Annotated in this window: 28 protein-coding genes; 7 read left to right on the top strand and 21 right to left on the bottom strand. The window is 64.1% G+C overall.

Going from position 1 to position 24,212, the window contains the following annotated elements:
- The first annotated feature begins 48 nt into the window (after nucleotides 1–48).
- The gene (locus ABD704_RS13480) at nucleotides 49–867 is read left to right on the top strand and encodes an acid phosphatase (RefSeq protein ID WP_344700208.1); all 819 of its coding nucleotides are present in this window, start codon (nucleotides 49–51) and stop codon (nucleotides 865–867) included.
- Here the strand turns inward: ABD704_RS13480 and ABD704_RS13475 are convergent.
- From ABD704_RS13475 to ABD704_RS13460, 4 genes are all read right to left on the bottom strand, one after another.
- A complete protein-coding gene (locus ABD704_RS13475) occupies nucleotides 854–2,581 on the bottom strand; it encodes a cytochrome c biogenesis protein DipZ (protein ID WP_344700207.1) in 1,728 nt (575 codons plus the stop codon). The two genes, ABD704_RS13480 and ABD704_RS13475, sit on opposite strands and share 14 nt — an antisense overlap.
- A gap of 41 nt (nucleotides 2,582–2,622) precedes the next feature.
- On the bottom strand, nucleotides 2,623–2,952 hold the full coding sequence (locus ABD704_RS13470; RefSeq protein WP_344700206.1) for a hypothetical protein: 330 nt from the start codon (nucleotides 2,950–2,952) through the stop codon (nucleotides 2,623–2,625).
- 163 nt (nucleotides 2,953–3,115) lie between these two features.
- A complete protein-coding gene (locus ABD704_RS13465) occupies nucleotides 3,116–3,277 on the bottom strand; it encodes a Flp family type IVb pilin (protein WP_344700205.1) in 162 nt (53 codons plus the stop codon).
- Nucleotides 3,278–3,424: 147 nt separating this feature from the next.
- Nucleotides 3,425–5,431 (bottom strand): transglycosylase domain-containing protein, encoded by a 2,007-nt coding sequence (locus ABD704_RS13460; RefSeq protein ID WP_344700204.1) that lies wholly within the window; start codon nucleotides 5,429–5,431, stop codon nucleotides 3,425–3,427.
- A gap of 99 nt (nucleotides 5,432–5,530) precedes the next feature.
- Between ABD704_RS13460 and ABD704_RS13455 the strand changes: the two genes are divergently transcribed.
- Nucleotides 5,531–7,000, top strand: coding sequence for an ABC transporter substrate-binding protein (locus ABD704_RS13455; RefSeq protein WP_344700203.1), 1,470 nt, complete (start codon nucleotides 5,531–5,533; stop codon nucleotides 6,998–7,000).
- Between the two features lie 2 nt (nucleotides 7,001–7,002).
- Complete coding sequence (locus tag ABD704_RS13450) at nucleotides 7,003–7,431, top strand: DUF4112 domain-containing protein (RefSeq protein WP_344700202.1); 429 nt, start codon at nucleotides 7,003–7,005, stop codon at nucleotides 7,429–7,431.
- Here the strand turns inward: ABD704_RS13450 and ABD704_RS13445 are convergent.
- The 3 genes from ABD704_RS13445 to ABD704_RS13435 all read right to left on the bottom strand — a co-directional run bounded on the left by ABD704_RS13445 (nucleotide 7,428) and on the right by ABD704_RS13435 (nucleotide 9,122).
- The gene (locus tag ABD704_RS13445; RefSeq protein ID WP_344700201.1) at nucleotides 7,428–8,153 is read right to left on the bottom strand and encodes an energy transducer TonB; all 726 of its coding nucleotides are present in this window, start codon (nucleotides 8,151–8,153) and stop codon (nucleotides 7,428–7,430) included. The two genes, ABD704_RS13450 and ABD704_RS13445, sit on opposite strands and share 4 nt — an antisense overlap.
- 21 nt (nucleotides 8,154–8,174) lie before the next feature.
- The gene (locus tag ABD704_RS13440) at nucleotides 8,175–8,498 is read right to left on the bottom strand and encodes a hypothetical protein (protein WP_344700200.1); all 324 of its coding nucleotides are present in this window, start codon (nucleotides 8,496–8,498) and stop codon (nucleotides 8,175–8,177) included.
- 111 nt (nucleotides 8,499–8,609) lie between these two features.
- Complete coding sequence (locus tag ABD704_RS13435) at nucleotides 8,610–9,122, bottom strand: CAP domain-containing protein (protein WP_344700199.1); 513 nt, start codon at nucleotides 9,120–9,122, stop codon at nucleotides 8,610–8,612.
- A 224-nt stretch (nucleotides 9,123–9,346) separates the two neighbouring features.
- Here ABD704_RS13435 and ABD704_RS13430 point away from each other — a divergent pair, with 224 nt between their 5' ends.
- On the top strand, nucleotides 9,347–9,613 hold the full coding sequence (locus ABD704_RS13430) for a hypothetical protein (RefSeq protein WP_344700198.1): 267 nt from the start codon (nucleotides 9,347–9,349) through the stop codon (nucleotides 9,611–9,613).
- A 92-nt stretch (nucleotides 9,614–9,705) separates the two neighbouring features.
- Here the strand turns inward: ABD704_RS13430 and nadA are convergent, their stop codons facing one another.
- The 9 genes from nadA to ABD704_RS13385 all read right to left on the bottom strand — a co-directional run bounded on the left by nadA (nucleotide 9,706) and on the right by ABD704_RS13385 (nucleotide 16,923).
- Nucleotides 9,706–10,737, bottom strand: a complete 1,032-nt coding sequence (nadA, locus tag ABD704_RS13425) for a quinolinate synthase NadA (RefSeq protein WP_344700197.1) — start codon at nucleotides 10,735–10,737, stop codon at nucleotides 9,706–9,708.
- Nucleotides 10,734–11,456 carry a DUF4230 domain-containing protein gene (locus tag ABD704_RS13420; RefSeq protein ID WP_344700196.1) on the bottom strand — a complete coding sequence of 241 codons (723 nt, stop codon included), beginning with the start codon at nucleotides 11,454–11,456 and terminating at the stop codon, nucleotides 10,734–10,736. The genes nadA and ABD704_RS13420 overlap by 4 nt, the downstream gene beginning before the upstream one ends.
- The gene (locus ABD704_RS13415) at nucleotides 11,441–12,286 is read right to left on the bottom strand and encodes an MBL fold metallo-hydrolase (protein WP_344700553.1); all 846 of its coding nucleotides are present in this window, start codon (nucleotides 12,284–12,286) and stop codon (nucleotides 11,441–11,443) included. Before ABD704_RS13415 ends, ABD704_RS13420 begins: the two co-directional genes overlap by 16 nt.
- A gap of 34 nt (nucleotides 12,287–12,320) precedes the next feature.
- A complete protein-coding gene (locus ABD704_RS13410) occupies nucleotides 12,321–13,127 on the bottom strand; it encodes a hypothetical protein (protein WP_344700195.1) in 807 nt (268 codons plus the stop codon).
- 62 nt (nucleotides 13,128–13,189) lie between these two features.
- Nucleotides 13,190–14,434 carry a glycosyltransferase gene (locus ABD704_RS13405; RefSeq protein ID WP_344700194.1) on the bottom strand — a complete coding sequence of 415 codons (1,245 nt, stop codon included), beginning with the start codon at nucleotides 14,432–14,434 and terminating at the stop codon, nucleotides 13,190–13,192.
- A 238-nt stretch (nucleotides 14,435–14,672) separates the two neighbouring features.
- Nucleotides 14,673–14,987 carry a Grx4 family monothiol glutaredoxin gene (grxD, locus tag ABD704_RS13400; RefSeq protein WP_344700193.1) on the bottom strand — a complete coding sequence of 105 codons (315 nt, stop codon included), beginning with the start codon at nucleotides 14,985–14,987 and terminating at the stop codon, nucleotides 14,673–14,675.
- The gene (locus tag ABD704_RS13395; protein ID WP_344700192.1) at nucleotides 14,980–15,231 is read right to left on the bottom strand and encodes a BolA family protein; all 252 of its coding nucleotides are present in this window, start codon (nucleotides 15,229–15,231) and stop codon (nucleotides 14,980–14,982) included. The genes grxD and ABD704_RS13395 overlap by 8 nt, the downstream gene beginning before the upstream one ends.
- Nucleotides 15,231–15,560: a DUF1476 domain-containing protein gene (locus tag ABD704_RS13390; protein ID WP_344700191.1), complete on the bottom strand. Its 330-nt coding sequence runs from the start codon at nucleotides 15,558–15,560 to the stop codon at nucleotides 15,231–15,233. Before ABD704_RS13390 ends, ABD704_RS13395 begins: the two co-directional genes overlap by 1 nt.
- 364 nt (nucleotides 15,561–15,924) lie before the next feature.
- Entirely contained in the window at nucleotides 15,925–16,923 is a 999-nt protein-coding gene (locus ABD704_RS13385; RefSeq protein ID WP_344700190.1) for an NADPH:quinone oxidoreductase family protein, read from the bottom strand.
- Nucleotides 16,924–17,014: 91 nt separating this feature from the next.
- Here ABD704_RS13385 and ABD704_RS13380 point away from each other — a divergent pair, with 91 nt between their 5' ends.
- Complete coding sequence (locus tag ABD704_RS13380) at nucleotides 17,015–17,623, top strand: TonB family protein (RefSeq protein ID WP_344700189.1); 609 nt, start codon at nucleotides 17,015–17,017, stop codon at nucleotides 17,621–17,623.
- A 117-nt stretch (nucleotides 17,624–17,740) separates the two neighbouring features.
- Here the strand turns inward: ABD704_RS13380 and ABD704_RS13375 are convergent, their stop codons facing one another.
- The 4 genes from ABD704_RS13375 to ABD704_RS13360 are packed head-to-tail and all read right to left on the bottom strand — an operon-like array spanning nucleotide 17,741 to nucleotide 20,379.
- Nucleotides 17,741–18,649, bottom strand: coding sequence for an N-acyl homoserine lactonase family protein (locus tag ABD704_RS13375; RefSeq protein ID WP_344700188.1), 909 nt, complete (start codon nucleotides 18,647–18,649; stop codon nucleotides 17,741–17,743).
- An 18-nt stretch (nucleotides 18,650–18,667) separates the two neighbouring features.
- Nucleotides 18,668–19,327 (bottom strand): CoA transferase subunit B, encoded by a 660-nt coding sequence (locus ABD704_RS13370; protein WP_344700187.1) that lies wholly within the window; start codon nucleotides 19,325–19,327, stop codon nucleotides 18,668–18,670.
- Nucleotides 19,327–20,034 (bottom strand): CoA transferase subunit A, encoded by a 708-nt coding sequence (locus ABD704_RS13365; protein ID WP_344700186.1) that lies wholly within the window; start codon nucleotides 20,032–20,034, stop codon nucleotides 19,327–19,329. The genes ABD704_RS13370 and ABD704_RS13365 overlap by 1 nt, the downstream gene beginning before the upstream one ends.
- Before the next feature lie 42 nt (nucleotides 20,035–20,076).
- Nucleotides 20,077–20,379, bottom strand: coding sequence for an SCP2 sterol-binding domain-containing protein (locus ABD704_RS13360; protein WP_344700185.1), 303 nt, complete (start codon nucleotides 20,377–20,379; stop codon nucleotides 20,077–20,079).
- Between the two features lie 141 nt (nucleotides 20,380–20,520).
- Here ABD704_RS13360 and ABD704_RS13355 point away from each other — a divergent pair, with 141 nt between their 5' ends.
- Both ABD704_RS13355 and ABD704_RS13350 read left to right on the top strand, forming a co-directional pair.
- Entirely contained in the window at nucleotides 20,521–22,407 is a 1,887-nt protein-coding gene (locus ABD704_RS13355) for a tetratricopeptide repeat-containing sulfotransferase family protein (RefSeq protein ID WP_344700184.1), read from the top strand.
- Between the two features lie 45 nt (nucleotides 22,408–22,452).
- Nucleotides 22,453–23,874 carry an NAD-dependent succinate-semialdehyde dehydrogenase gene (locus tag ABD704_RS13350; RefSeq protein ID WP_344700183.1) on the top strand — a complete coding sequence of 474 codons (1,422 nt, stop codon included), beginning with the start codon at nucleotides 22,453–22,455 and terminating at the stop codon, nucleotides 23,872–23,874.
- 9 nt (nucleotides 23,875–23,883) lie between these two features.
- Here the strand turns inward: ABD704_RS13350 and ABD704_RS13345 are convergent, their stop codons facing one another.
- Nucleotides 23,884–24,198 (bottom strand): EthD family reductase, encoded by a 315-nt coding sequence (locus tag ABD704_RS13345; protein WP_344700182.1) that lies wholly within the window; start codon nucleotides 24,196–24,198, stop codon nucleotides 23,884–23,886.
- Nucleotides 24,199–24,212 lie beyond the last annotated feature (14 nt).

The following is a 24,212-nucleotide window of genomic DNA, read 5'->3' as shown; positions in this document are numbered from 1 at the left end:
GCGAGATTTCGTGCGGCCTATCGAAAGGCATCTCGAGAGGAGATTGCCGTGGCCGGTTCGAAAGAGATCGTGGGCGTTGCGGCGGCCGTCGCGCTGGCGCTCTCCGGCGCGTCCTGCACTTCCAAGGAACGCAGCAATGCGTCGAGGCGCGGCGTCCCCGCAACCACGGCAAGCGGCTATCTCGCCGCCGACCAGCTTCCCGATGTCATCTCGGCCGTGCCGCCGCCGCCCGCCGCTGGTTCGCCGGAAATGGCAAGGGACGAGGCCGCGCGAGAAGCGGCGCTGAAATACCGAGGCACCGATCGCTACGACCAGGCGATCTCCGATGCTTCGCGCTCGCTGCCCGTCATTCTGCACGGATTTTCCTGCGCACTCGGTACCGACATCGACAAGCAAAGCACCCCGGCCCTTTTCACCGTTCTCAACAAGACCTTTATCGACGTCCGGCGCTCGATCTCGCCGGCAAAGAACCGTTACAAGCGCCCTCGCCCATTTGCCGTCCACAACGGTGCGAGTTGCCTGCCAAGCGACGATGCAATGCTCCGGATCGAAGGCTCCTACCCCGGCGGGCAAAGTGCGACAGGCTGGGCGTTCGGGCACATCCTCGCGACGCTCAATCCCGCTCGCTCGACGGCGCTGCTCCAACGCGGCGACGATTTCGGCCAGAACCGCGTCATCTGCGACGGGCAATGGCAGAGCGACATCGACGCCGGCCGCGAGATCGGCAAGCTGATCCTCGCGCGGCTGCAGGCCGATCCGCAATTCCAGGCCGATCTCAGGGACGCGCAGGTGGAGGTATCGAAGGGGCTCGCGTCCGGCCGCAACCCGCCGAAGCAATGTCCCTCAGCGGCTACTAGCCGAAGGTGAAGGAGAAAGCGTCCACACCCGGATCGAGGAACTCGATCGTGAAGGTACGGTCGCGCACAGGTCCCTTCTGCCGGACAAGTTGGTAGAGGCGCTGCTCGCGCACCACGCCGCTGCTGTAGGCCGCATCGACCCCAGCGTCCGCACCCACCGGCTTGCCATCGAGAAGGACGCGATAGCGCACCGGCTTCCCGCTTGCTGGTCCGAGCACGAGATGCAGGTCGCGGGCATGGAAGCGGAAGCTGATCTTGGAACCGGCAGCTAGCGACCGCGCGCTCTGCCGGCTGACCTGCCATGATCCTTCCAACGACCAATCGTTCAGCGACAGCGGTGCGCCCGCATAGGTTTTCGGCTTGTCGGTCAGCAGCCCGCCTGGCGACACGAAGCGCTCGGCACGCGCACAGCCAATATAGGTTTCGGGCGAGCCGATCTGACCGATGGCCGCGCCTGCCTGCGCGCCGCTGGCCGCGACCGGCGCCATCGACTGACCGGCCGGCGCGTGGCCCGCTTCGGCAAGCAGCTGGCGGATCACGCGCTCCGACCCTGCATAGTCTCCCTCGCCGAAATGGTGGTAGCGAACGCGACCCTGCACATCGACGAAGTAGTGCGCCGGCCAGTAATTGTTATTCAGCGCTCGCCACAGCACGTAATTGTTGTCGAGCGCGACCGGGTAGGTGATGCCGAGTTCCTTCAGCGACCGTGCGACATTCGCCGGTTCGCGCTCGAAGGCGAATTCAGGCGCGTGCACGCCGATCACGACGAGGCCGTCTTTGCGGTACCGTTCGTCCCACGCCTTTACGTAGGGGATGGAGCGCAGGCAGTTGATGCAGCTGTATGTCCAGAAGTCGATCACCACGACCTTGCCGCGCAACGCCTCGCGGGTGAGCGCCTTGCCGTTGAACCACGGGCCGAGGCCGTCAAGCGGGGGAAGCTCGCCTTCCACCGGCAGCACCAGTTGGCCCATCTTGTTGGTGCGCGTTTCGGTGGCGCCCATCTGCTGCGTCGCACCAAGCTTCTGCGCGAGGCCGGTTTCCAGACTTGAAGTCTGGGCGCTGGAAAGCTTCGACAGAACGCGCGTGTCGAGGCCGAGCGCGATGGCGCCCACACCGACCAATACGAGCACGCCCAGCACTTGGCGGATGCGCTCGCTTGCGCCGAGCGACTTCTTCATCCGCGCGAACAGCTTCCCGCCGACCAGAAGCGCTAGCGCCAGCGAGGTCGCCGCGCCGAGCGCATAAGCCAGCAACAACAAAGTCGTGTTGAGGCTTGCGCCATTCAGCGCGGCTGCGGTGAAGATGATGCCGAGGATCGGACCCGCGCAAGGCGCCCACAACAGTCCGGTCGCGACCCCTAAAAGGAGGGACGACCACACGCTGTCGCGCTGCCCTTCCCGCTCCGTCATCCGCGAGCCGAGCGCGACCAACGGCCGCGTCAGCCGGTCGGAGATGCTCGGAAACACGAGGGCAATCCCAAACAATGCCAGCAGCACCAGCGCCGCCCAGCGCCCGACCTGGTTCGCGCGCACCGCCCAGCCGCCACCGACGGCGGCGAGCGTGGCGACGATCGCAAAGGTGGCAGCCATGCCGACGAGCATCGGCAGGCTGCTGCGCAGGAAGCCGCGGTCGGCGCGAGCGAACACGAACGGCAGAACCGGCAGGATGCACGGACTCAGGATCGTGAGGATCCCACCGAAATAAGCGAGGAGGATGATCAGCATATCGTCATCCTATACGGGAGCGCGGCTGCTGCGGATGCAGCCTAATGGAAGCGGCGCTTGTAAACCCTGAGGGAAACCGGACGCAGCGCACTGTTGCGCATGCAATTGTCGAAACCGATCCAGTCCACGCGATAGCGCCCGCGGGCGGCGTTCCGGTTGCACAGTTGGACCTTCGCAGCCGAGGGCCGCTGCGTCTTCACATAGCTAAGCGCGCGATTCATCGCCCGCTGCTGGTCGACGATACATTTCTGCCGCCACTGGCAATTGATACCGATGTTCAGGCGAACAGTATCGTAGAGCGGCGCGCGCGATGGCGCGGCCGCCGCAGCCGACGACATCCCCAGCAGTAACAGGGCAATTGTCCACCTCACCAGCGCCGAAGATGACACCCGACTGGAGTGTCGGCAACTGGCTAGCACGCGAAAAAACCCAACCTTTTCGAACGTGTTGCATATCGGCACGCACAGGCGAGATCCGCAAAAGAAAACGGCGGCGCCCGAAGGCACCGCCGTCCACCCCTCACGAAGTCCGCTCTTAGTTGAGCGAGTTCGAGACGTTATTGAACGTCGAGTTGAGCTTGTTGCCGACCTGCGTCATCGCGCCGATAGCAGCAACAGCAATCAGAGCCGCAATGAGACCATATTCAATGGCCGTCGCGCCCTTCTCGTTCTTCAGCAGCTTCACAAATTTGACCATTACTGGTCTCCCAACAGCCAATAGCAACGGGAACCTGCGCACATACACCGTGCAGGTCGACCTTGAATCTCTGCTTTCAGGGTTGAGAAAGTCTTAAAGCGCAACATTAAAAGACTGACATGTTGTTAAGTCACCGATATTTAACTGTTAATTACCGGTCAAATTTGCCAGCTGATCGGCAATCTCCCGTAGCTGTTTCGTTGAATCGCTCCATTCCGGTGGGAGCGGACTCTTCCGTCCATCCTGGGTCGGATCGGGTTGCGGCTGTCGCTGCGGCACGTGGAATTGGGCGGGAAGCCGCGGCCCGCGCTGCCCGTCGACCGCCACGGCGGATGTCATGAAATTACGCCAGATTTCGGCAGGCACAGTTCCGCCACTAATCTTGCCGAGTGAGCCGTTATCGTCGCGGCCGACCCACACGCCGACGACCAGATTCCCCGCGAAGCCGACGAAAAGAGCATCGCGGTTCTCCTGCGTCGTTCCCGTTTTGCCGAAGGTGGGAATAGCGAGTGCGGCGCGCTTGCCGGTGCCATTGTTAGCTGCGGCAAACAAAAGATCGAGCATCGGCGCCCAGTCGCGCCGCTGGTCAAGCGAGCCGTCGCTACGGAAGAATGCGGCCAGGCCCTCCGGCTCCTGCGCGTCCGGGAGCCCACGCGCGCGGATCGGATAATGCCCGCTCGCCACGGCCGCATAAGCCGACGTCAGCTCGAGCAGGCTTACGCCGGCGGTGCCAAGCGCAAGGCTCGGCCGATCAGGCAGCGGCGTCGTGATGCCGAGATCGCGCGCGGCGCGGATAATATTGTTGCGGCCGACCGATTCCGACAGCCGCACGGTTGCCGCATTGCTTGACCGGGCGAACGCTTCTCGAAGCGTGATCTGCCCGCGGTAGACCCGGTCGCTGTTGACCGGCGTCCAGCCGCCGATGGTGATCGGTTTGTCTTCGATCAGGCTGTCGGGCGTCCAGCCGGCGCGCAGCGCGGCGAGATAGACGAAAAGCTTGAACGCCGATCCCGGCTGGCGCTGCGCCTGCGTGGCCCGGTTGAAGGGTGAATCCTTGTAGCTTTTGCCGCCGACCATCGCGACGACGCGCCCGTCCGGCCGCATGGCCACCAGCGCGGCCTGAGCGCCGCCGATCTGTGCGCGGGCGACCGCGCGGACGGCCAGCCGCTGCAGGTCGCTGTCGAGCGTCGTGCGCACCTTCACCTGCCCGAAGTCAGTTTCGAACGCATTCTGCGCTGACGGCGCAACCCAGTCGGCGAAATACGTGCCCGTCGGGACCTTGGACGTTATCAGCACCGGATGTGCCAACGTCGTCGCCCGCGCCCGCGATGCGGTGATCGCGCCGGTGTCCGCCATCGCCGCCAGCACCAGCTTGCTCCGCTTCTGCGCCGCCGGAAGATTGTGCGTCGGCGCTAACCGCGATGGCGCCTGCACCAGGCCTGCGAGCATCGCAGACTGGCCGAGCGTGAGATTTTCCGGGTCGCGGTTGAAGTAATGATGTGCCGCCGCGCGCAGGCCATAGACGCCGTCGCCAAAGTAGACGCTCGACAGATAGCGCGACAGGATCTCCTGCTTGGTCAGCCACGCTTCGAGCCAGAACGCGATGATGATCTCCTGCGCCTTGCGTTTGACGGTGCGGTTGTTCGACAAGAAACTGGTCTTCGCGAGCTGTTGCGTGATCGTCGATCCGCCCTGCCGCACCCCGCCCCCGCGCAGATTGGCAACGAACGCACGGCCAATGCCTCGCGGGTCGATGCCCCAGTGACTGTAGAAGCGCCGATCCTCGATCGACACGAAAGCAGCCGGCGTGAACTTGTTGAGCTTGGCTACCTCGACCGGCGCTTCCTTGATCGCGCCGCGAACGGCGATTGGCCGGCCGTCGTCGCTCAGCATCAATAGCGCGGGATTTGCGAGCGGTTCGAGCGCGCGCGACAAGGGCGCGGTCAGCACGAGCCAGACAATTGTGACGAAGATCAGGCCAAAGACGCAGTAAAGCACGATCGGCCAGCGGCGGCGGCGCTTGCGGGGCGTTTCGTCCGGCTGTCCTTCGGGAAGGTCCTGATGCTCCGACGGCTCCGTCGCGAACGGGTTCGGCAGTTCCTCCACCGGCAGGCCGCCGCGGCTCCAGATGTCGTCCCTTGCCGTCACTGTCATCTTTCGCGGACTCGCCCGAACTGCCTTAGTCCACTAAAACAGTTGCAGAGATATATCCAGACGCTTGCTGAACCACGCATTGCGGCTAAACCCCCCGCCATGCTGCGGCGATTGCTGCCAATCCTGATCGTTTCCGCGCTCGTGCTCGAAGCGTCGGCCTGCAAGCCCACACCCGAAGGCGCGGTCAAGGTCGCGGTCATCGGCGCTACGCCGACAATGCGCGATCCGGCGCTCGGGCCGCTAAGCGCGCCAGACGCAGTCCTGCTGACCAACGTTGCGCAGGGGCTGGTGCGGTTTGATGCTGCAGGAAACATCGTCGGTGGGCTCGCAGAGCGCTGGAACGTCAGCGACGACGGGCTGAGCTACATATTTCGTCTGTCGTCGGCCGAGTGGCCCGACGGCAGGAAGATCACCGCGCAGCAGGCGGCGAAGCTGTTGAAGCGCAACCTTGCGCCGCGATCGAAGAACAGCCTCAAGGACGCGCTCGGCGCGATCGAGGACATCGTCGCGATGACCGACCGGGTGATCGAGATCCGGCTTATTGCACCTCGACCGAGCCTGCTGGCGACGCTGGCGCAGCCCGAAATGGCAATCTTTCGCGGTCGCTTCGGCACCGGACCCTTCAGCCTCTCGGCGCCTCCGAACGCGAATGGGTTCCTCCGGCTGACGCATGAGGCAACCGTCGGCGACGACGAGAAACCGGAAAAGGAAGAGGTCGAGCTGGCAGGAGGCGCGGCCGCCGATGCAATCAGCAGCTTTGCCGCCGGCAAGGTCGACCTCGTGCTCGGCGGCACCTTTACCGATTTGCCACTCACTCAGCGCGTTCAGCTTCCGCGCGGCAGCGTCCGCTTCGATCCCGCCTCTGGTCTGTTCGGCCTCGTGCCGTCGAAGCCGCACGGCGGCCTCGACGACCCCGATGAACGGCGGCTGCTGAGCCAGGCCATCGACCGCGCAACCTTTGTCACGGCGCTGAACGTCCCTGGCCTTGCGCCGCGTGCGACCGTTCTCGAACCCGGCCTCGACGGTATGCCGAATCCCGCCGTACCGGCGTGGCTGAACACGCCGATCGCCGACCGACGTACCGCGCTGCTCGCGGAAGCGAGCCGAGTTTTCGGCAAGGGCGACAAGCCGGTCATCAAGATCGCGGTTCCCGAAGGCCCGGGCGGCGAACTGCTGCTGGTCGCGCTCGGACGCGATTGGGGCATTTTCGGCTTCAAGGTCGAGCGCGCGAAAGATCTTGCTGAGGCCAACTTCCGCGTGATCGACCTCGTTGCCCCGTCCGCTTCCTCGGCCTGGTTCGTCCGCCAGTTCCGCTGCGACGTGACCCCGATCTGCGATCCCGAAGCTGACGGCTTGATGGATGCCGCGCGCCAGACGCTCATCCCGCCACAACGTTATGCGCTTCTTCAGCAGGCCGCGCTGAAGATTGATGAGAAGCTGCTCTTCATTCCGATCGCCGCGCCGGTGCGCTGGTCGCTGGTGTCGAACCGCATCCAGGGCTTTGCCGGGAACCGCTACGCCGTTCACACGCTCACCGGCCTGGACCAGAAACCGGGTGCCGGAGACTGACAATGACCGTTGGCCCGAATGAGAAACTCAAGTTCCCGACGGTGGGCACCGACCCGAAGGCGGTTCGGCAACGCGTCGAGGCAATGGAAAAGGTGCTTGAGCGGCTGTTCATCGTGCCGGGTCTCAATCGCCCCGTGGGTCTCGACGTCATCCTCGACCTCGTGCCTGGCGTCGGCGACGTCGCCGCAGCGGCGCTTGGCGCCTACATCGTCTGGGAAGCGAAGAACCTCGGCATGTCGAAGTCGCAAATGTCTCGCATGGCCGGCAATGTCGGCGTCGACTTCCTGCTCGGCCTGATCCCGTGGGTCGGCGCGATCCCGGACTTCTTCTTCCGGTCGAACACGCGCAACATCCGCATCATTAAGAAGCACCTCGACAAGCATCACCCGGAAACCGCGACCGTCGAAGGCAAGGTCGCTCATCGCCCCTAGCGGCGGCTGACGTCCCAGACATGTTCGCCTTCGACCTGGTCCGCCACCGGTCGGCCAAAGCGGTCGGTTGCCGGGCGGAAGACAAACCGTTGCATGATGAGGCGGCAAGTCAACGCGTCGAGTTCGGGAACGCCGCTCGACCTGGTCACACGACACTGCGAGACGCGACCGTTCGTTCCCACGGTGAACAGCAGGCCGACGCGACCGCCCACGCCGGCATTGCCCAGGTTGCGCGGATAGTCGCGAGGCGTGATTTCCCCCGCGATCTGCTCCATTTCAGAGCCGCCGCCGCCGTCTTCGCCATAGCCGTTGCCGCCCGTGCCGCCCCCCGCGCCGCTGCCGGTCGCCGGGCCTGACCCGGTGCTGCCGCCCGAAGGCGCCACGGTCGGCTGGATGGCGACAATGGGCGCGACGGATGGCGGCGCGTGCGCAGGCTCTGTACCGGGGGAACCGCCCGGCGGGGCCGGCTCGGCCTTCGGCGCTGACTCAGGTTTGCTCGCCTTTTTCGGCGCTGGCGGCGGCGGAGGCGGAACCGGCGGGGGCACGTTCGGCAACACGACTTGGATGAGTTGGCTTACCGCTTCGGCTGAGCGGCCGACCTGCACCCGAAGTCCCGTCAGCAGCGCCAGTCCGAGCGCAAGCTGAACGATTACGACCGCGGCGAGCGCACATGCGCGCTCCCGCGGTCGTGTCGTGCTTCTATGATCAAGGTAAGCGGGCACGATGAGCGCCCGCTCAGCCGGTTAGCGCCAGTAGCAGCGCCGGCGTTCAGTCACGCTGCGGTCGATTGCGCGACCCGCGACAGCACCGCCAACGGCACCCGCCGCGGCGCCGAGAATGCCACCGCCAAGGACCTTCGAACCAACAACCGCGCCCGTCACGCCACCCGCGACAAGGCCCGTCGTACCGCTCGAGCGGCGACAATACTTGCGCGCATAGTGTGTGCTGCCGTGGTACCTGTGGGTATGGTAATAAGTGGTGGAATGGGCCTCGGCGGGCGCCATCACCGGAATACCGCTGGTCGCAATGACCGAGCTGGCGATCGCAATATTCAGAATCTTACGCATCTAGTCTCATTCCCTTATGTTTCGCCGATATAACGAGCGTCACCCGCGCATGTTTCCCAGCGCAACTCGGTAACGGTGGAACGTGCGTTACCGTAGACCAGCGAAGGACGCCTAAGGAAGGCGGCGGCCGTCCATGTTTCCCGCGGTGGCGTAGCGGCAAACCAGGTAATCGGTACGCGCGGTCGATGCGAGCGCGCAGCCGACGCGTGTCGTCGTCGGCCAGATCATCTGCGTGTAATGTCCGACGTCTTCCCAGTGGCCGGTGCTGCTGTTGTTCGGGAATATGCCCGGGACGAAATAACGGCGTTCCGCCGACCATCCGCCGACCATTGTCTCCAGGCTGAAGGCGCCATGCGTTCCCATCCACAGATTCTCGCCGATGCCGCGACGGGCCTGGCGATTTGAATGCTGGAAGAGGCCAGTGAAAGCCATCTGCTGCGCGTAGGTGGCAGCGCCGACGCCAAGGCTGTCGTCCCAGGCGAGCGGCGGCATCCCTGCCCGCGCCCGCTCAAGATTATGAGCAGCGAGAATGCGTGACGGAAATTCGCTTGGGCTGAAGGACGCAGCGGAAGCGACGCCGGCCAGGCACGCGGCGGCTGTCACAAGCACAAACTTGGAATACACGGACCAAAAGTCCCCCCGGGATGCGAACATGCTTGTCTGCCGAACCTCTCGCGAGCGGTTCAGCAGGTCGATCGCAAATCCCATGGAATCGGGACCCTTGAAGAGTGCTAAACGCTCGGTCCCGGAATGCCCTAAACAGAGTTACTTAACGGTTTATCGCACGACACTTTTCGGACGCATATTTCTCTGCTTTAAGCGCGCGCTTACGATTCGGGAGCGTTACGATGCATAAGTTGTTGGCCTTGCTGGCCATTCTCGGCTCGGCAAGCGTGCCGGCAGCGGCTCAGACGGCGCCAGCCACCGCGGCGCCGGCGACCCAGCAGGCCGAACCTGCGAAGCCGCAAATGGTGAAGAAGCGCGTTTGCGAGCAGGTCGACGAGGACAGCTATTCGCGCCTCGGCAACCGCAAGATCTGCAAGACCGTCATGGTTCCAGCCGACCAGGCTGGCGATAGCGAGAAGACTAGCTCAAGCTCAGAGCGCGGCAACTAATCGACGGGCGGCCGCGGCCGCAAGTCGAGGTTTCCGACGACTATGCTTCTGAGCTCCGCGAACTTGCGGTGCTCAGCTAGCTGCTGCGCTGATCAGTCGCCGCTGATCGCCGGGTCGATCTGCTCAGGGTTGTCGATGATCGGCTTGCCGACGTCGCCCTGTCCGACAGTGCGGCCGGCCATCTCCAGCATCCGCTCAAGCGGGAGGCGGGCGCGTTCCATGACTGCGGGCGACAATTCTATCCGCGGCTCGAGGTCGCGCAGCGCGACATAGAGCTTCTCAAGCGTATTGAGCGCCATGTACGGACACATGTTGCAGTTGCAGTTCCCGTCGCCGCCTGGAACGCCGATAAATGTCTTCTCTGGCGCCGCCTTTTCCATTTGGTGGATGATGTGCGGTTCGGTCGCGACCAGAATCGTCTGCGCGGGCGAGGTCAGCGCGAAGTCGAGGATCGACTTGGTTGAGCCCACGTGGTCGGCATGCTCGATGATGTGCGGCGGGCATTCTGGGTGCGCGGCCACCGGCGCATCCGGATATTCCGCCTTGATCTTTAGGAGCTCGGTCTCGCTGAAGGCCTGGTGGACGATGCAGATGCCCGGCCACAGCAGCATCTCGCGCCCCATCTTGCGCGACAGATAGCCGCCGAGGTGGCGATCGGGGCCGAAGATGATCTTCTGATCCTTCGGGATCTGGTCAAGGATGACCTGCGCGCTGCTAGATGTGACAATGATGTCGCTGAGCGCTTTCACTGCGGCCGAGCAGTTGATGTAGGTCAGCGCGATATGGTCCGGATGTGCCTTGCGGAAGGCTGCAAACTGGTCGGGCGGGCAGCTGTCTTCCAGACTGCAGCCAGCATCCATGTCGGGCAGGATCACGGTCTTCTGCGGTGACAGGATCTTCGCGGTCTCGGCCATGAAACGCACGCCGCAGAAAGCGATCACGTCCGCATCCGTCGCCGCGGCCTTGCGCGACAGGTCGAGGCTGTCGCCGACGAAATCCGCGAGGTCCTGGATCTCCGGCTTCTGGTAATAATGGGCGAGGATGACGGCGTTGCGCTCACGCTTCAGCCGGTCGATTTCCGCGATGAGGTCGAGCCCTTTCAGGCTGGTCGATTGAACCGTCATTTCTGCCCCTGAGCCCTGCGGCGTTCTGCTTCCTTGATCGCCTCTTCATATGGTGTGGAGAGGTCGAGATATGAAGGATCGTCGGTTCCTTCCGTCGGGAAGCGGGCGACCACCTTCGCATCCTTGAAGCCGGCCGCCGCCAGCGGCATCGCGAAGCTGCGCTCGACCGCCTGACGCGCCGCTTGCCGGGCAAGGCGCATCGGCACCGCGGCCTGCGCCTGCTTGCGCAGGTCGGCCACGGCCTTGGCACGGTTAGCCTGATCGAGCTGTTCGCCCGCATTGGTCAGCGTCGACAGGATGCCTCCCTCGCCGAACTCCCGCGCACCGGCAAGGTCGACGTCGGGCCCGGCGATTTCGACCTCGGGCAGCTGGACGCGGAGCGTGTGCGTCGCCGCATCCCACGACACGTCCTTCTCCTGAAGTTTCGAGAGGTCGAGTTCGTATCGCACATCGCCCGGCAGGACGAGCGTCCGCTCCGAGCTGATCAGCCCGCCGAGCCGGTTTTGCTCGCTGCTCGTCACTGACACGTAGCGGGCGACGAAGGCCACCAGCCTGTTCTGCGCGCGCATTGATTCCAAGCTCGATGTCGCGATCGTCTTGGCGTTCGGTCCACCGAACAGGCGTCCGGCGAGACCGCTCGTGGTTCCGAGCAGTACGCCGATCACGAGTGCCAACGCGACCATTGCCACCACCAGCGGCTTATTCAGGCGGCTTTCCATAGCTCTTCCTGCCGTTGAACGAGGCCGCGACGCTCGAGGTCCACCAAATGTGCGAACACCGAACCGCCTGCCGCCGGAACGAGACGCGGGTCGAGGCCGGGATAGGCATTGGCGACGATGTCGGGGATTGCAAGCGCCTCATCCCTGACGAGACCGAGGATTTGGCGTTCGCGCTGCATTCGATGGCCGGAAAGGTGCCGCACATATTGCTGCGGGTTGGTCACCGGATCGCCATGCGCCGGATAATAAATGATGTCTTCACGCTGCCGGAGCTTGTCGAGGCTCTGCATGTAAGCCGCCATGTCGCCGTCGGGCGGCACGACCACCGTTGTCGACCAGCCCATCACATGGTCGCCGGTGAACAGCGCGCCTTCGTAAGCGAAACAGAGATGGTTGGACGTGTGACCGGGTGTCGCGACGGCGGTAACGGTCTTGCCGTCCACTTCGATTGTCTCGCCGTCCGCGAGCACATGGTTCGGCACATAGTCGCCGTCGAAGGACGCGTCCGCGCGCGGTCCGACCGTTGCAAGCGCCAGCGGCGCGCAGCCGACGATCGTCGCTTGCGTCCGCTCGGCCAGTGGTTTCGACGCAGGGCTGTGGTCGCGGTGCGTGTGCGTGCACAGTATCGCCACGACGGGACGGCCGCCGATCGCCTGCTCCAGCGCATCGACATGCTCGGGCAGGTCCGGCCCCGGGTCGATCACCGCGACCTCGCGCTCGCCGAGCAAATAGGTCTGCGTCCCGAAATAAGTGAAGGCCGACGGATTATGCGCGAGCACGCGGGCGATGCCGGTCTCCAACTGCACAAGCTTCGCGTAGGGCGCATCCATCGGCTGCGCCTGTGCCACGGCGCGCCGCTGCTTGCTAGCAGCGCAGATTGTAGGGTCCGTCCTTGCCGACCACCTGTCCGTCCGGACCGGTCTCCTTGGTGGCGCGAACGATCCTGATTTCCAGGGCGCCGCCACCCGAATGAAGGCAAACGTCCTGCGGCAGCGGCACGCGCATCGACTTGCCGCGCCGAAGCTGCGCAAGTTTCACATCGGCGCGCGCGTCGCCGTCGCGGACAAAGCGCAGGCTGGTGCCTGCCGGCAAATTCTCGTCGGCCGTCACCGTCAGCATCGTTTCGCGCTCGAAGCCGGTACACGGTCCCTCCCCGACGATGTCGTTGGGATTGTAGCAGCTGAAACTCAGCCGCGGCTTCGGCAGGAACGGCACCGACACACCGGGCACGCCGCCCAGAACCTTGACCGGGGCGGTCGGCGCGGTCGGCATCGGCGGAAGCGAGGAGAAATCGGATAGGGGCTGTGCCTGCGGACGCTGGCGCGGCGGCGGAAGGACACCAGCGACCTTCGGCGCGGCGGTGCCGCTCAGCCGCGCAATCTCAAGTGAGAATGCCGCCACGATCTGGTCGCGGACCGACTGGTCCATCTTGCTGTTGGCCGCTGTCTTCTGCGCGGCATCCTTGAGCGTATTCAGCCAGTCGGCATCGCTCTGCCCTTCATTGCCGCATAGCTTGACCTTCGACTGCTTGGGCTTTCCGTCGACCGTCACGTTGATGACGGTCTCGAACTTGTGGGCATCGCAATTCTGCAGCAGCTTCTGCATCTGCGTCGGCGCGCCCGTGGGCGCCGCGGCCTGGGCAGCAAGCATCAACATTGCAAACAGCGGCATCTGTCTCCCCCGACCTGGACGGCCGTAATTCTCATTGAATCAAGTGAATGCGCGTTGAACCGTCAGGCTGCAAGCGCGGCCGAGGCGGGTGTCTGGACCGGAAGCGACACACGCTTTGCGAACGCCGCGGGATAAACGCGCCCGAACAGCGTCTCCATGCTGTGGTCCCAGCTGAACTGCAGTGCCTGGGCGCGGGCCCGATGCGCCATTTCCGCGTCTTTTGCGTCCCAGACGTCCAGGATGTTGCCCGCCATCGCGCCGGCATCGCCGACGGGCCCAAGCCTCCCGACCTCGTTCGTCACGCGATCGATCATCGCACCGGCCGCGACGCCCACCACCGGCAGGCCCGATGCCTGCGCCTCGATGATCGAAACGCCGAACGTCTCATCGGCCATCGCCGACACGTAGATGTCCGAGCTCGCCAGCCACTGCGCGAGCTCGGCGCGGCCTTTGACGTAGCCGGGCATGACGATCCTATTGTCCCCCAGCGCCTCGATCTCCGCGCGCAAAGGACCCTCGCCAAGCAGCGCGAGCCGGGCGCCGAGCGCCTCGGGCAGCTTGCGGAAAGCTTCGACGACCACGTCCGGCTTCTTCTCGCCATCCAGGCGGCCGACGTAGATCAGCAAGGGCCGACCGTCCTCGACACCGATGCGTTGGCGCAGGCGTTTGTCGCGAAGGTTGGATCCGAACTCACCAAGCTCGACGCCGAGCGGCACCACTTCGGTATCGGCGATGCCGAGCCTGCGGAGCTTGGTCGCGCCACCGTTCTCGCTCAGCGCAAAGACGGAATCGAAGCGGCGATAGAGAGAGCCGGCATAGCCGTAGCAGACACGAGACAGGCCGCCCGCGATGGTCTTGCCGACGATCTTCGACGCTGGCCGCTCTACATAGACGGTCGGAAAATCGGTCATGTAAGCTGCGACCAGCGCCGTGTCCGGGTAGCGTTTGCGATGGCCGATCGCCGCCCACGGAAGGTTGTACGCGTCCTGGCACTCGATCAGGTCGGGCCGGAATTGCTCCAGCGCCCCGCGCACCGCGCGATTGCGCAGCATGAATCGATAGTGTGGGCTGCCCGGAACATGAGGCGAGGCAATAGTCACCGTGATCGAGCGGCCGTCCTCGACCACTTCGTCGCGATTGCCGGGGATGATCATCAGATGGCTGTGCGGAGTCGATTCAAGGATGTGGCGCCGCTTGTGGAGGAGATAGGTGCGCACGCCGCCACCGACATCCGACCAGCTCTGGGTCAGGTCGCAAAACAGCTTCGGCCCGCTGAAGCGGACAGATTCGGGGTCGTCTCGGCTCACTAAGCCCCCCAACGGCGGAACAGGATCAAAGTGCCATCAGCCGCAGGCGGCAAAAAGTGTCGGAATTTTTTACGCAACGGCCAGCGGTCCTTTTTCCCTGTTGCGCAGAAATGGCCGATTTCAGGCGTTTTCTGCAATTGGCACGCGCATTGCTACATATACCACGTCCACTTGGTTCCACGCCACGAAGGGGCGGTGCAGCGGTTCTCTGGTCCAGCTGCCCCGCCCCTTCTTCTTTCTAGGCGTCCGCTCCCAGCAGCTGTTGCAGTTCGCCGCTCTCGAACATCTCCATCATGATGTCCGATCCGCCGACAAACTCGCCCTTCACGTAGAGCTGGGGGATGGTCGGCCACTCGGAATATTCCTTAATCCCCTGACGGACTTCCGGGTCCTGCAGCACGTCGACGGTCTCGTAGGTCGATCCGAGGCGGTCGAGGATCGCGATGGCGCGGCTGGAAAAGCCGCATTGCGGGAATAAGGGCGTGCCCTTCATGAAGAGGACGACGTCGTTCGATTTCACGATGTCGGCGATGCGATTCTGGGCGTCACTCACTTGTAATCTCCGTGTTCGGCACTGCGGTTTCGAGCTGCAGTGCGTGAAGCTCACCCCCGACGCGTCCCCCCAAAGCGGCATAGACCGCCTGATGCTGCTTGATACGGCTTAATCCTTCAAAGCTGCGGCTGACGACGCGAGCCGCATAATGATCCCCGTCACCGGCAAGATCGCGGATCGTAACCTCGGCATCCGGCAAGGACGCCTTGATGAGCCGCTCGATCTCGCTTGCGGGCATGGGCATCAGCTGTTGCTGGACTCGATGATCTGGCGACGCGCTTCGATCTCCTTATTGCGAAGCGCTTCCATGACCTTGTCCTCGTCGCAATCGACGCCGGCGGCAGTCAGGTCGCCCAGCACCTTGCGGATGACGTCATGCTCGCCGGCTTCCTCGAAGTCGGAACGGACTACGTCTTTCGCGTAAGACTCGCTCTCGGCATCGCTCAGGCCCATCTGCCGCGCCGCCCATTCGCCGAGCAGGCGGTTGCGGCGTGCGGTGATGCGGAACTGCATTTCCTCGTCGCGGGCGTACTTCGCCTCGAAAGCGCGTTCGCGATCGTCGAATTGAGTCACTCCGGAGTCCCCTTGATCGTTTGACCGGCGAGATAGGGCGGAGTGACGTCAGTGGCAACGACTGGAAAGCTATCTCGCGACTCTCGGGTTAGTTCTCGACCGTGCAATTGCGAGGGTACTTTTTCGCGGGTTGCCGGCAGATCCGAGGAGCGGAGAGCGCTCCATTCATCCGATCAAAACACGCCTTGAACAAAATATATGTTGCGACGCAACAAATGTGTAAGCCGCGGATTGTAGGGTGAAGTTTGTCACCGGAGTAAGAGTAACATGCCGTTGTGGGTCGCCTTTCTGCTTCTCTTTTGGCTGGCCTGCTCTGCCGGTGTTGTCCTGATGTACCGGAACGCCACGCGCCCCTGATCGGGCTTTAGCCGACCGTCACGACCAGCTTCCCGATCGCCTTGCGATCGCGCAGCGCTGCGATCGCCTCCCCGGCACGCTCCAGCGGATAAGTCTGGCTAATGCGCGGCGCGATCTTTTCCTCGGCCCACCAGCGGAACAGTTGTTCGACATGGGCAGCGTTCGCTTTCGGATCGCGCGCCGAGAATGCACCCCAGAAAACGCCGCAGACGTCGCAGCTTTTTAACAGGGTCAGGTTGAGCGGGAGTCTGGCAATGCCGGCCGGGAAGCCAACGACGAGAAAGCGCCCTTCCCAGGCGATGCTGCGCAGCGCAGCCTCCGTATAATCGCCACCAACCGGATCGTAGATGACGTCCGCGCCAACTGGTCCGACAGCATCCTTGAATAGCTGCGACAGGGCTTTCAGCCCGTCCTTGTCGAAGGGCCCGGATGGATAGACGATCGTCACATCAGCCCCGGCTTCACGCGCGGCCGCGGCCTTTTCTTCGGATGAAGCCGCCGCGATCACTCGTGCGCCGACGGCCTTGCCGATTTCAACCGCCGCGATGCCAACGCCGCCCGCCGCACCAAGCACCAGCAAAGTCTGCCCGCCGCGAAGCTTGCCGCGATCGAGCAACGCATGGATCGAGGTCGCGTAGGTCAGCAGCAGCGCCGATCCTTCTTCGAACGACCGCTCGGGCGGAAGCGGAATCGCCGAATTTGCGGAAATGATGACCTTCTCCACGAGGCCGCCAAACCCCGTCGCCGCAATCACGCGGTCGCCCGCTGACCAGCCCTGAATGCCTTCGCCAACTGCTTCGATTTCACCCGAAATCTCGCTTCCGGGCGCGAACGGCCGCGGTGGCTTGAGCTGGTATTTGTCCTCGATGATCAAGACGTCCGGGTAGTTGATGGAGCAGGCGCGCACCCGGACCAGCAGCTCGCCGCGACCAGGCGAAGGATCGGGCAACTCCTCGATCCGCAGTGTTTCAGGGCCGCCGGGTTCGTTGGAGAGGAGCGCGCGCATGCCGATCTCCTACAGTCGGCATGCGCACTTTCCTATTCCCACCGCTGCTGCAGAGGCATATCGTCGCGACTCTCTTTCAAAGGAGGCAATGATGGGCCTGTTCGCATCGCTTCTCGTCAACGCCGTGATTGCAGCCGCTCCGGCGACGCCGCTGCCCTGGTACAATTTCGACGATTATCCTCAGAAGGCCTTCGATCGCGAGTGGAAGGGCGCCGCGGTATTCGTCGTCACGGTCGCGCCTGACGGCCGCCCCGTCGACTGCACGATTACCCATTCGACCGGTTACGAAGTACTCGACCGCCAGACCTGCTGGGTCGCAATGAAGCGGGCGAAGTTTACCGGCGCGCGCGGCCCCGACGGTCAGCCCGTCTACGGCACCTATCGCAGCGTGGTGAATTGGCACCGCCCAGACCAGACCCGGCTGCAGGCCGAACCCGCCCCGGATCTTGAAGTGACGGTCGCGTCCCTGCCGGAAGGATCGAAAGACCCGGCGGCGGTGAAGCTCGCCTATTTCGTCGACGCTTCGGGCAATCCGTCGGCCTGCAGCGCGCTACCTGACAGCCTGCCGCAGCCCAAGCCCTTGGTCGATGCGGCCTGCACTCAACTGTTCGGCAAGATCGGTCGGGTGCCGGTCTCGGTCGGTACCGGCGCGGTTCCCGCGGTGAAGACGGCCGCGGTGCTGTTCACCGTCGACAAGTAAGGTCGCTCAGCCGGCTAGGTGCCGGACGTAATAGTCGACCTGCATGTACAGCATGATGAGGAGCGCCAGCAGCGTGGCGGTCAACGCGACCTGCTGTGAACGCTTCCAGGTCATGACTTACTCGGCCGCCTTGGGAAATGCCGGCAGGAGAGGAATGTCGGCTCGCTCGTGCTGGATGACGACCTTGGCGCCGGTTTGCCTGGCCAGCGCTTCGAACTTGTCCATGGACTTCAGCGTCTGCGCCTTGTCGGTATTGAACGGCGGGACGCCGCGTTTCTGCCGCGCTTCGGTTCCGTGATACAGATCGCCGGTCAGCAGCACGTCGCCTGACTTGAGCTTCACGAGCAGCGAGTGATGGCCCGGCGTGTGGCCCGGCAGGTCCAGCATGATCAGGCTGCCGTCGCCGAACACGTCCTTGTCGCCGGTAACCGCCTCGATCTTGCCGCCATCGGTCAGCCAGTGGGCGAGCTGCTTTTGCGACATCTGCATGAACTGGTTGTCCGACTTCGCCTTCAGCGCCGCGAGGTCCTGCGCGCCGATCAGCAGTGTTGCATTCGGGAAGAAATGCGCCTGCCCGGTATGGTCGCCATGATAATGGCTGATACCGACGAACGAGACTTTTGCCGGGTCGACGCCCCCGGCCTTGAGCTCATCGGCAAGCGAGCGGTCCAAGGTCGCTGTCTGGTCCGGATCCCTCATGGGGTGTCCGACAAGGAATTCCGGAAACCCGGCATCCCAGATCATCATCTGGTCGCCGTGCCGGATCAGGTAGCAGCTGTCGGTGAGGTCATGCGGACCCGGAGGATAGACGCCCGCACCGCCGGCGAAGTCCTTGTCCATCTCGTTGACGTGGAGCGCACCACAATCGAGGCGCGACAAACTGACGGGCACAGCGGCGCCGGATGGCTGCGCCACGTTGTTCGGGTCGGCCGTAGCCGCGTTCTGACTCTCGTTGCCCGAACTCGAAACCTGGCAAGCAGCAAGCGCAAGCACGCAAGCCGAGATTTGCAGCCATGTCCGTCGCATTGCGCCGCTCCTCGAGAGTTACTCCGTGTAAGCCGCCGTCGTCTTCTCGCGCACTTCCTCGCGCGAGACGCCGGGCGCCAGCTCGACCAGCTTGAACGGGCTGTCGTGGTCGGGCCGCTGAAAGACGGCGAGATCCGTGATGATCATGTCGACCACGTTCCTGCCGGTCAGCGGCAGCATGCAGGCCGGGATGAACTTCGGATCGCCATTCTTGGAGACGTGCTCCATCACGACGATGATCTTCTTGACGCCGGCGACAAGGTCCATCGCGCCGCCCATGCCCTTGATCATCTTTCCTGGCACCATCCAGTTAGCGAGGTCGCCCTTTTCGCTGACCTCCATCCCGCCGAGCACCGCAAGGTCGATGTGCCCGCCGCGAATCATCGCGAAGCTCTGTGCGCTGTCGAAATAGCTCGTCTGCGGTAGCTGGCTGATCGTCTGCTTGCCGGCATTGATGAGGTCGGGATCTTCCTCGCCCGCAAAGGGGAACGGGCCGATGCCGAGCATGCCGTTCTCGCTCTGCAGGGTGACCGTCATGCCTTCCGGCACATGGTTGGCTACGAGCGTCGGAATGCCGATGCCGAGGTTCACGTAGAAGCCGTCGCGCAGCTCCTTCGCCGCCCGCGCCGCCATCTGATCGCGCGTCCAGCCCTCTGTCAGCGTGTCGTGAGTTGTCATTACGCGGCCTCCCTCTCACGCACGGTGCGGAATTCGATCTTCTTGTCGTACGGCGCGCCGAGGATCAGGCGCTTCACATAGATCGACGGCAAATGGATGCAGTCGGGGTCGAGCGAGCCGACCGGCATGATTTCCTCGACCTCCGCCACGCAGACCTTGCCGCAGGTCGCGGCCGGCAGGTTGAAGTTGCGCGCGGTCTTGCGGAACAGCAGGTTCCCGCTCTCGTCCGCTTTCCAGCCCTTCACGACGGCGAGATCGGCGCGAATGCCCCGCTCGAGGATATAGTCCTCGCCGTCGAAGCTCTTCACTTCCTTGCCGTCGGCAACCTGCGTGCCGACGCCGGTCTTGGTGTAGAAGCCGGGGATGCCCGCCCCGCCCGCGCGCATCCGCTCCGCTAACGTGCCCTGCGGGCAGAACTCGACCTCAAGCTCGCCGGCCAGAAACTGCCGCTCGAACTCCTTGTTCTCGCCCACGTAGGACGAGATCATCTTTTTCACCTGCCGCGTGCGCAGCAGCTTGCCGAGCCCTTCATTGTCGATGCCGGCATTGTTGGACGCGATGGTCAAATCCTTGACCCCGCTCGCCTGGATCGCATCGATCAGGCGTTCCGGAATGCCGCACAGGCCGAAGCCGCCGGCGGCAATCGTCATGCCATCGAACAGGAGCCCGTCGAGCGCACGTTCAGCGTTGTGATAGATTTTCTGCATGCGCCGCCCATAGAAAAGCGGCGGCGCAGCAGCAAGCGAGCCTCAGCTCTTCAATTTGGCGAGCACGCCCTGAAGCTGCATGGCGTTCGACATATCGCCTTCGACCTTGAGCTTGCCCATCATGAAGGCGGTCATGCCGTCGAGCTGACCGGCGGCGAGCTGCTGCCAGTCGTCCCAGCCGACGCGGATCGTCGTGTCCGCCGCGCCGTCGTCCTCGCTGACCCGGTCGGCCGCGCCGTCCAGCATCACCACGCCTTCGCTCCCGCCGAAGTCGATCTTGACGCGCTTGCCCGGCACCCATGCCTGGCCCTGCTGCATCCGCTCGACGAGTTCCTGCTTGGTCATGCCTGCTTTCTCCTTTGTCAGTAGGCGTAGCGCGGCGCTCGGAACGCTTCAACCTCACCGTCGTTCGTCGATTGGTCGATCACCGATTGCCAGACTTCTATAACCAAAGTTAGAGCCCCGCAGCCGCGTAGATCCCCGAAAGTGCCCCGAACCATCATCCCCTTTCTCGGCCAGATGGCCATCGACAGCGCCCGCCGCGGCGACTTCCAACATGCCCTCGGTCTCGCCAAGAAAGCACTGGAACAGCATCCGCTCGACCACGGCCTGATGCTGTTCGTAGGCATGCTCTACTCGCGTCGGATGGAGCTGCAGGAAGCCAAGAAATATTTCCGCGACGCAGCACGGATCGAGCCCAAGGATCCCGTCGCCAAGCTCGAGCTAGTGCGCGTCCTCATCGCGCTGAATGAAATTGACGAAGCCGAGGAGCTGCTCCGCAAGGAAGGGCTTCCAGGCATCGAGCCCGCTCGCCTCGAAGCGCTCATCCACATCCGGCGCGGTAGCCAGATTGAGGCTGCCAAGCTCTACCGCGAAATCGTCGAGCGCGATCCGCGCGACTTCGAAAGCTGGGGCAATCTCGGCGTTTGCCTGCTTGCCGGCGGCGATCCGAAAGGCGCGATCGAAGCGCTGACCAAGTCGCTGCGCATGCGACGCGACCAACACCGTTTCCGCGAAAAATGGGCGGAGGCGGAAGTCACGGCAGGCGAAGGCGAACAGGGCATGAAGCTGTGCCTCGCCTTCGCGGCGGAAAATCCCGACGATCCCCTGGTGCGCGTAACGATGGCGCGCCTGCACGATTTGCTCGCCCGGCCCGACAAGGCAGTCGTGGCGCTGACTGAGGCGCTTCGGATCGACCCGAACCACGCGCCGGCGCTGGTTGCGCTCGCGCAGCTGCATGAGCGGCAGAACCGGATCGACGCCTTTGCCGAGACGATCGCCCGCCTCGAAGCGCTGGACGAGCCGGTCATCCAGCTTCCCTTGCTCAAGGCGCAACTGGCTTTCCGCCGCGGCGAGCTATCCGAAGCGCTAGAGCTGACCCGCGAACTTCGCGACATTACCGAGCCTGGCACTCGAGCCGAGCTCGTCGGCAAGATTAACGACCGGCTGGGCAATGCCGCCGAGGCCTTCGAAGCGTTCGTCACCATGAATGACGACAGCGGCGTCGCGCCCGAAGTCGTTGCGGCACGCGCCGACGGCTTCCGCCAGATGCTCGCACGCAGGTCTGTTTTGGCGAGCCGCAAATGGGTCCGCAGTTGGCGCAAGACCAAGCACCGCGACGACCCGCGCGACCCGATCTTCCTCGTCGGCTTCCCGCGCTCCGGCACCACCCTCCTCGACACCTTGCTGATGGGCCACCCGCAGCTCGTCGTCGCCGAAGAAAAGCCGATGCTCGACGCGGTCTCGCGCAAACTCGGCGGCTACGAGCGGCTAGCGGGGCTCGACGATGAGCAACTGAACGAGATCCGGGAACTCTATCTCGAGCAAGCGGCATTCCACGTCCCCGACCTCGACGGCCGCACGCTCGTCGACAAGCAGCCGTTCGCGATGATGGAGGCGCCGCTCATTCATCGGCTCTTCCCGAACGCGAAGATCATCTTCGCGCAGCGGCACCCGTGCGACGTGGTGCTGAGCTGCTTCATCACGCGGTTCGAACCCAATGCGGCGCTCGCTAACTTCACGACGCTTGAAGGCACCGCGCGTCTCTACGACGAGACGTGCCGTTTCTGGGGGCAGTGCCGGACCATGCTGCCGCTGATAGTCCACCGCGTCCGTTACGAAAGGCTGGTCGAGGATGCCGAGCCGGAGATGCGCGCCCTCCTCGCTTTCCTCGGCCTGCCGTGGACGGACGAGGTGCTCGACAACCAGCGCACCGCCAAGGATCGCCGCTTCATCAACACGCCCAGCTACGCGCAGGTGACCGAGCCGCTGTACGACCGCTCGATCGGCCGCTGGGAGCGATATCGCGAGCAAATGCAACCGGTGATGAAGACGCTCACGCCGTGGGCGCTCCGCATGGGCTACGAAGTCTAACGCCGCCACTTGGCGCGACCTGCGACGAGGCCTATCTGGCGCGCCATGGGATACGAAACCGACCTCAAGCTCTTCATCGACGGTGTCTGGAAAGGCTCTGATACCGGCCACACCGTGGTCAATCCGGTTGACGCGAGCGCCATCGCCGAGGTCCCCTACGCGACCAAGGCAGACCTCGACGAAGCCCTCGCGGCGTCCGAGCGCGCCTGGCCCGAATGGCGTGCGACCGATGTCGAGAAGCGCGGCGCGACCCTGCACAAGGCGGCCGCCCTCCTCCGCGAACGCGCGGACCTGATTGCGGCGACGTTGACGCAGGAACAGGGCAAGATCCTCGCCGAAGCCAAGGCCGAGGTTCTCGGCTCGGCCCAGCTATTCGACTGGTATGCCGAAGACGCCAAGCGCGATTACGGCCGCACCCTCGTGCGCCCGGCCGGTCAGCTCAGCCGTGTGATCCGCCAGCCGGTCGGTCCGGTGGCGACATTCACGCCGTGGAACTTCCCGATCTACCTGCTGGCGAAGAAGGTGAGCGCGGCGCTCGCCGCGGGCTGCACCGTCATCTCCCGCCCGCCGCATGAGACGCCCGGCTGCACGACCGAGCTCTTCCGTGCCCTCGCCGATGCAGGCATCCCGAACGGCGTAGCGCAGCTCGTTCACGGCGACGCCGATCTCGTAAGCCGCACGCTCATCGCCAGCCGCGTCATCCGCAAGGTCAGCTTCACCGGCTCGACCGGCGTCGGCAAGCACCTGATGAAGCTGTGCGCCGACAGCATGACTCGCGTGACGATGGAGCTCGGCGGCCACGCGCCGGTGTTGATCTTCGACGATTGCGATCTCGAAAAGACACTCGACATGGTCGTTCCGCAGAAATTCCGGAACGCGGGCCAGGTCTGCGTTTCGCCGACGCGCTTCTACGTCCAGCGCGGCATCTATGACGCATTCATCAAGGGCTTTGCCGAGCGCACCGCTAAGGTGAAGATCGGCAACGGCCTTGATGATGGCACGAAGATGGGCCCGCTCGCCAACGCGCGCCGCCCCGACGCGATCGAGACGCTGGTGCAGGACGCCAAGGCGAAGGGCGCGCGCGTCCTCGCCGGCGGGGAGCGCGGCGACAAGGGCTTCTTCTTTCAGCCAACGCTGCTCGCCGACGTGCCCAACGAGGCCGAAATCATGAATGAGGAGCCGTTTGGCCCCGTCGCCGTCAGCCGCCCCTTCGACACGTTCGATGAAGTGATCGAGCAGGCCAACCGCCTGCCCTACGGCCTCGCCGCCTTCGCCTTCACCGAAAACGGCCGCCGCACGAACCTTATCGGCGACCTCGTTGAAAGCGGCATGGTCGGCATCAACACCTTCGCCATCTCCGTCGCCGACGCGCCGTTCGGCGGTGTGAAGGACTCAGGCTTCGGCAGCGAAGGCGGGAAAGAAGGCCTCGAGAGCTACCAGGTGGTGAAGGCGATTCACCAGGCCTGACGCTGCGCCTCAATCGATCGGCTTGTTGAACTGCACCACGGGCTGGATGTTCGTGAACTTGGCGACGTCCTTGCCGAGCTCGCCGGCGCCTTCGGACTCCATCGCGTTGCGGCCTGACTGCTCATCGGCAAATGTCAGCAGGCACATGGCGATGAATTGCGGCTTCCCGCCGCCGGCCGTGTCGACTCCGCGAAAGACGCTGGCCATGGTGAGGCCGAACGGCGACAGTTTCTGACCCACCATCGGCAGGTGCACGCGCTGGTAATAGCCCCAGTCGAAGGTCGCACCCTCGACGTTCGGATAAGTGATGGTGACGGTGATCATGGCCGCGCCGCCTA

The sequence above is a fragment of the Sphingomonas limnosediminicola genome (genome assembly GCF_039537965.1).
In the GTDB taxonomy this organism is placed as follows: domain Bacteria; phylum Pseudomonadota; class Alphaproteobacteria; order Sphingomonadales; family Sphingomonadaceae; genus Sphingomicrobium; species Sphingomicrobium limnosediminicola.
This window is presented reverse-complemented; position numbering and strand designations above follow the sequence as displayed.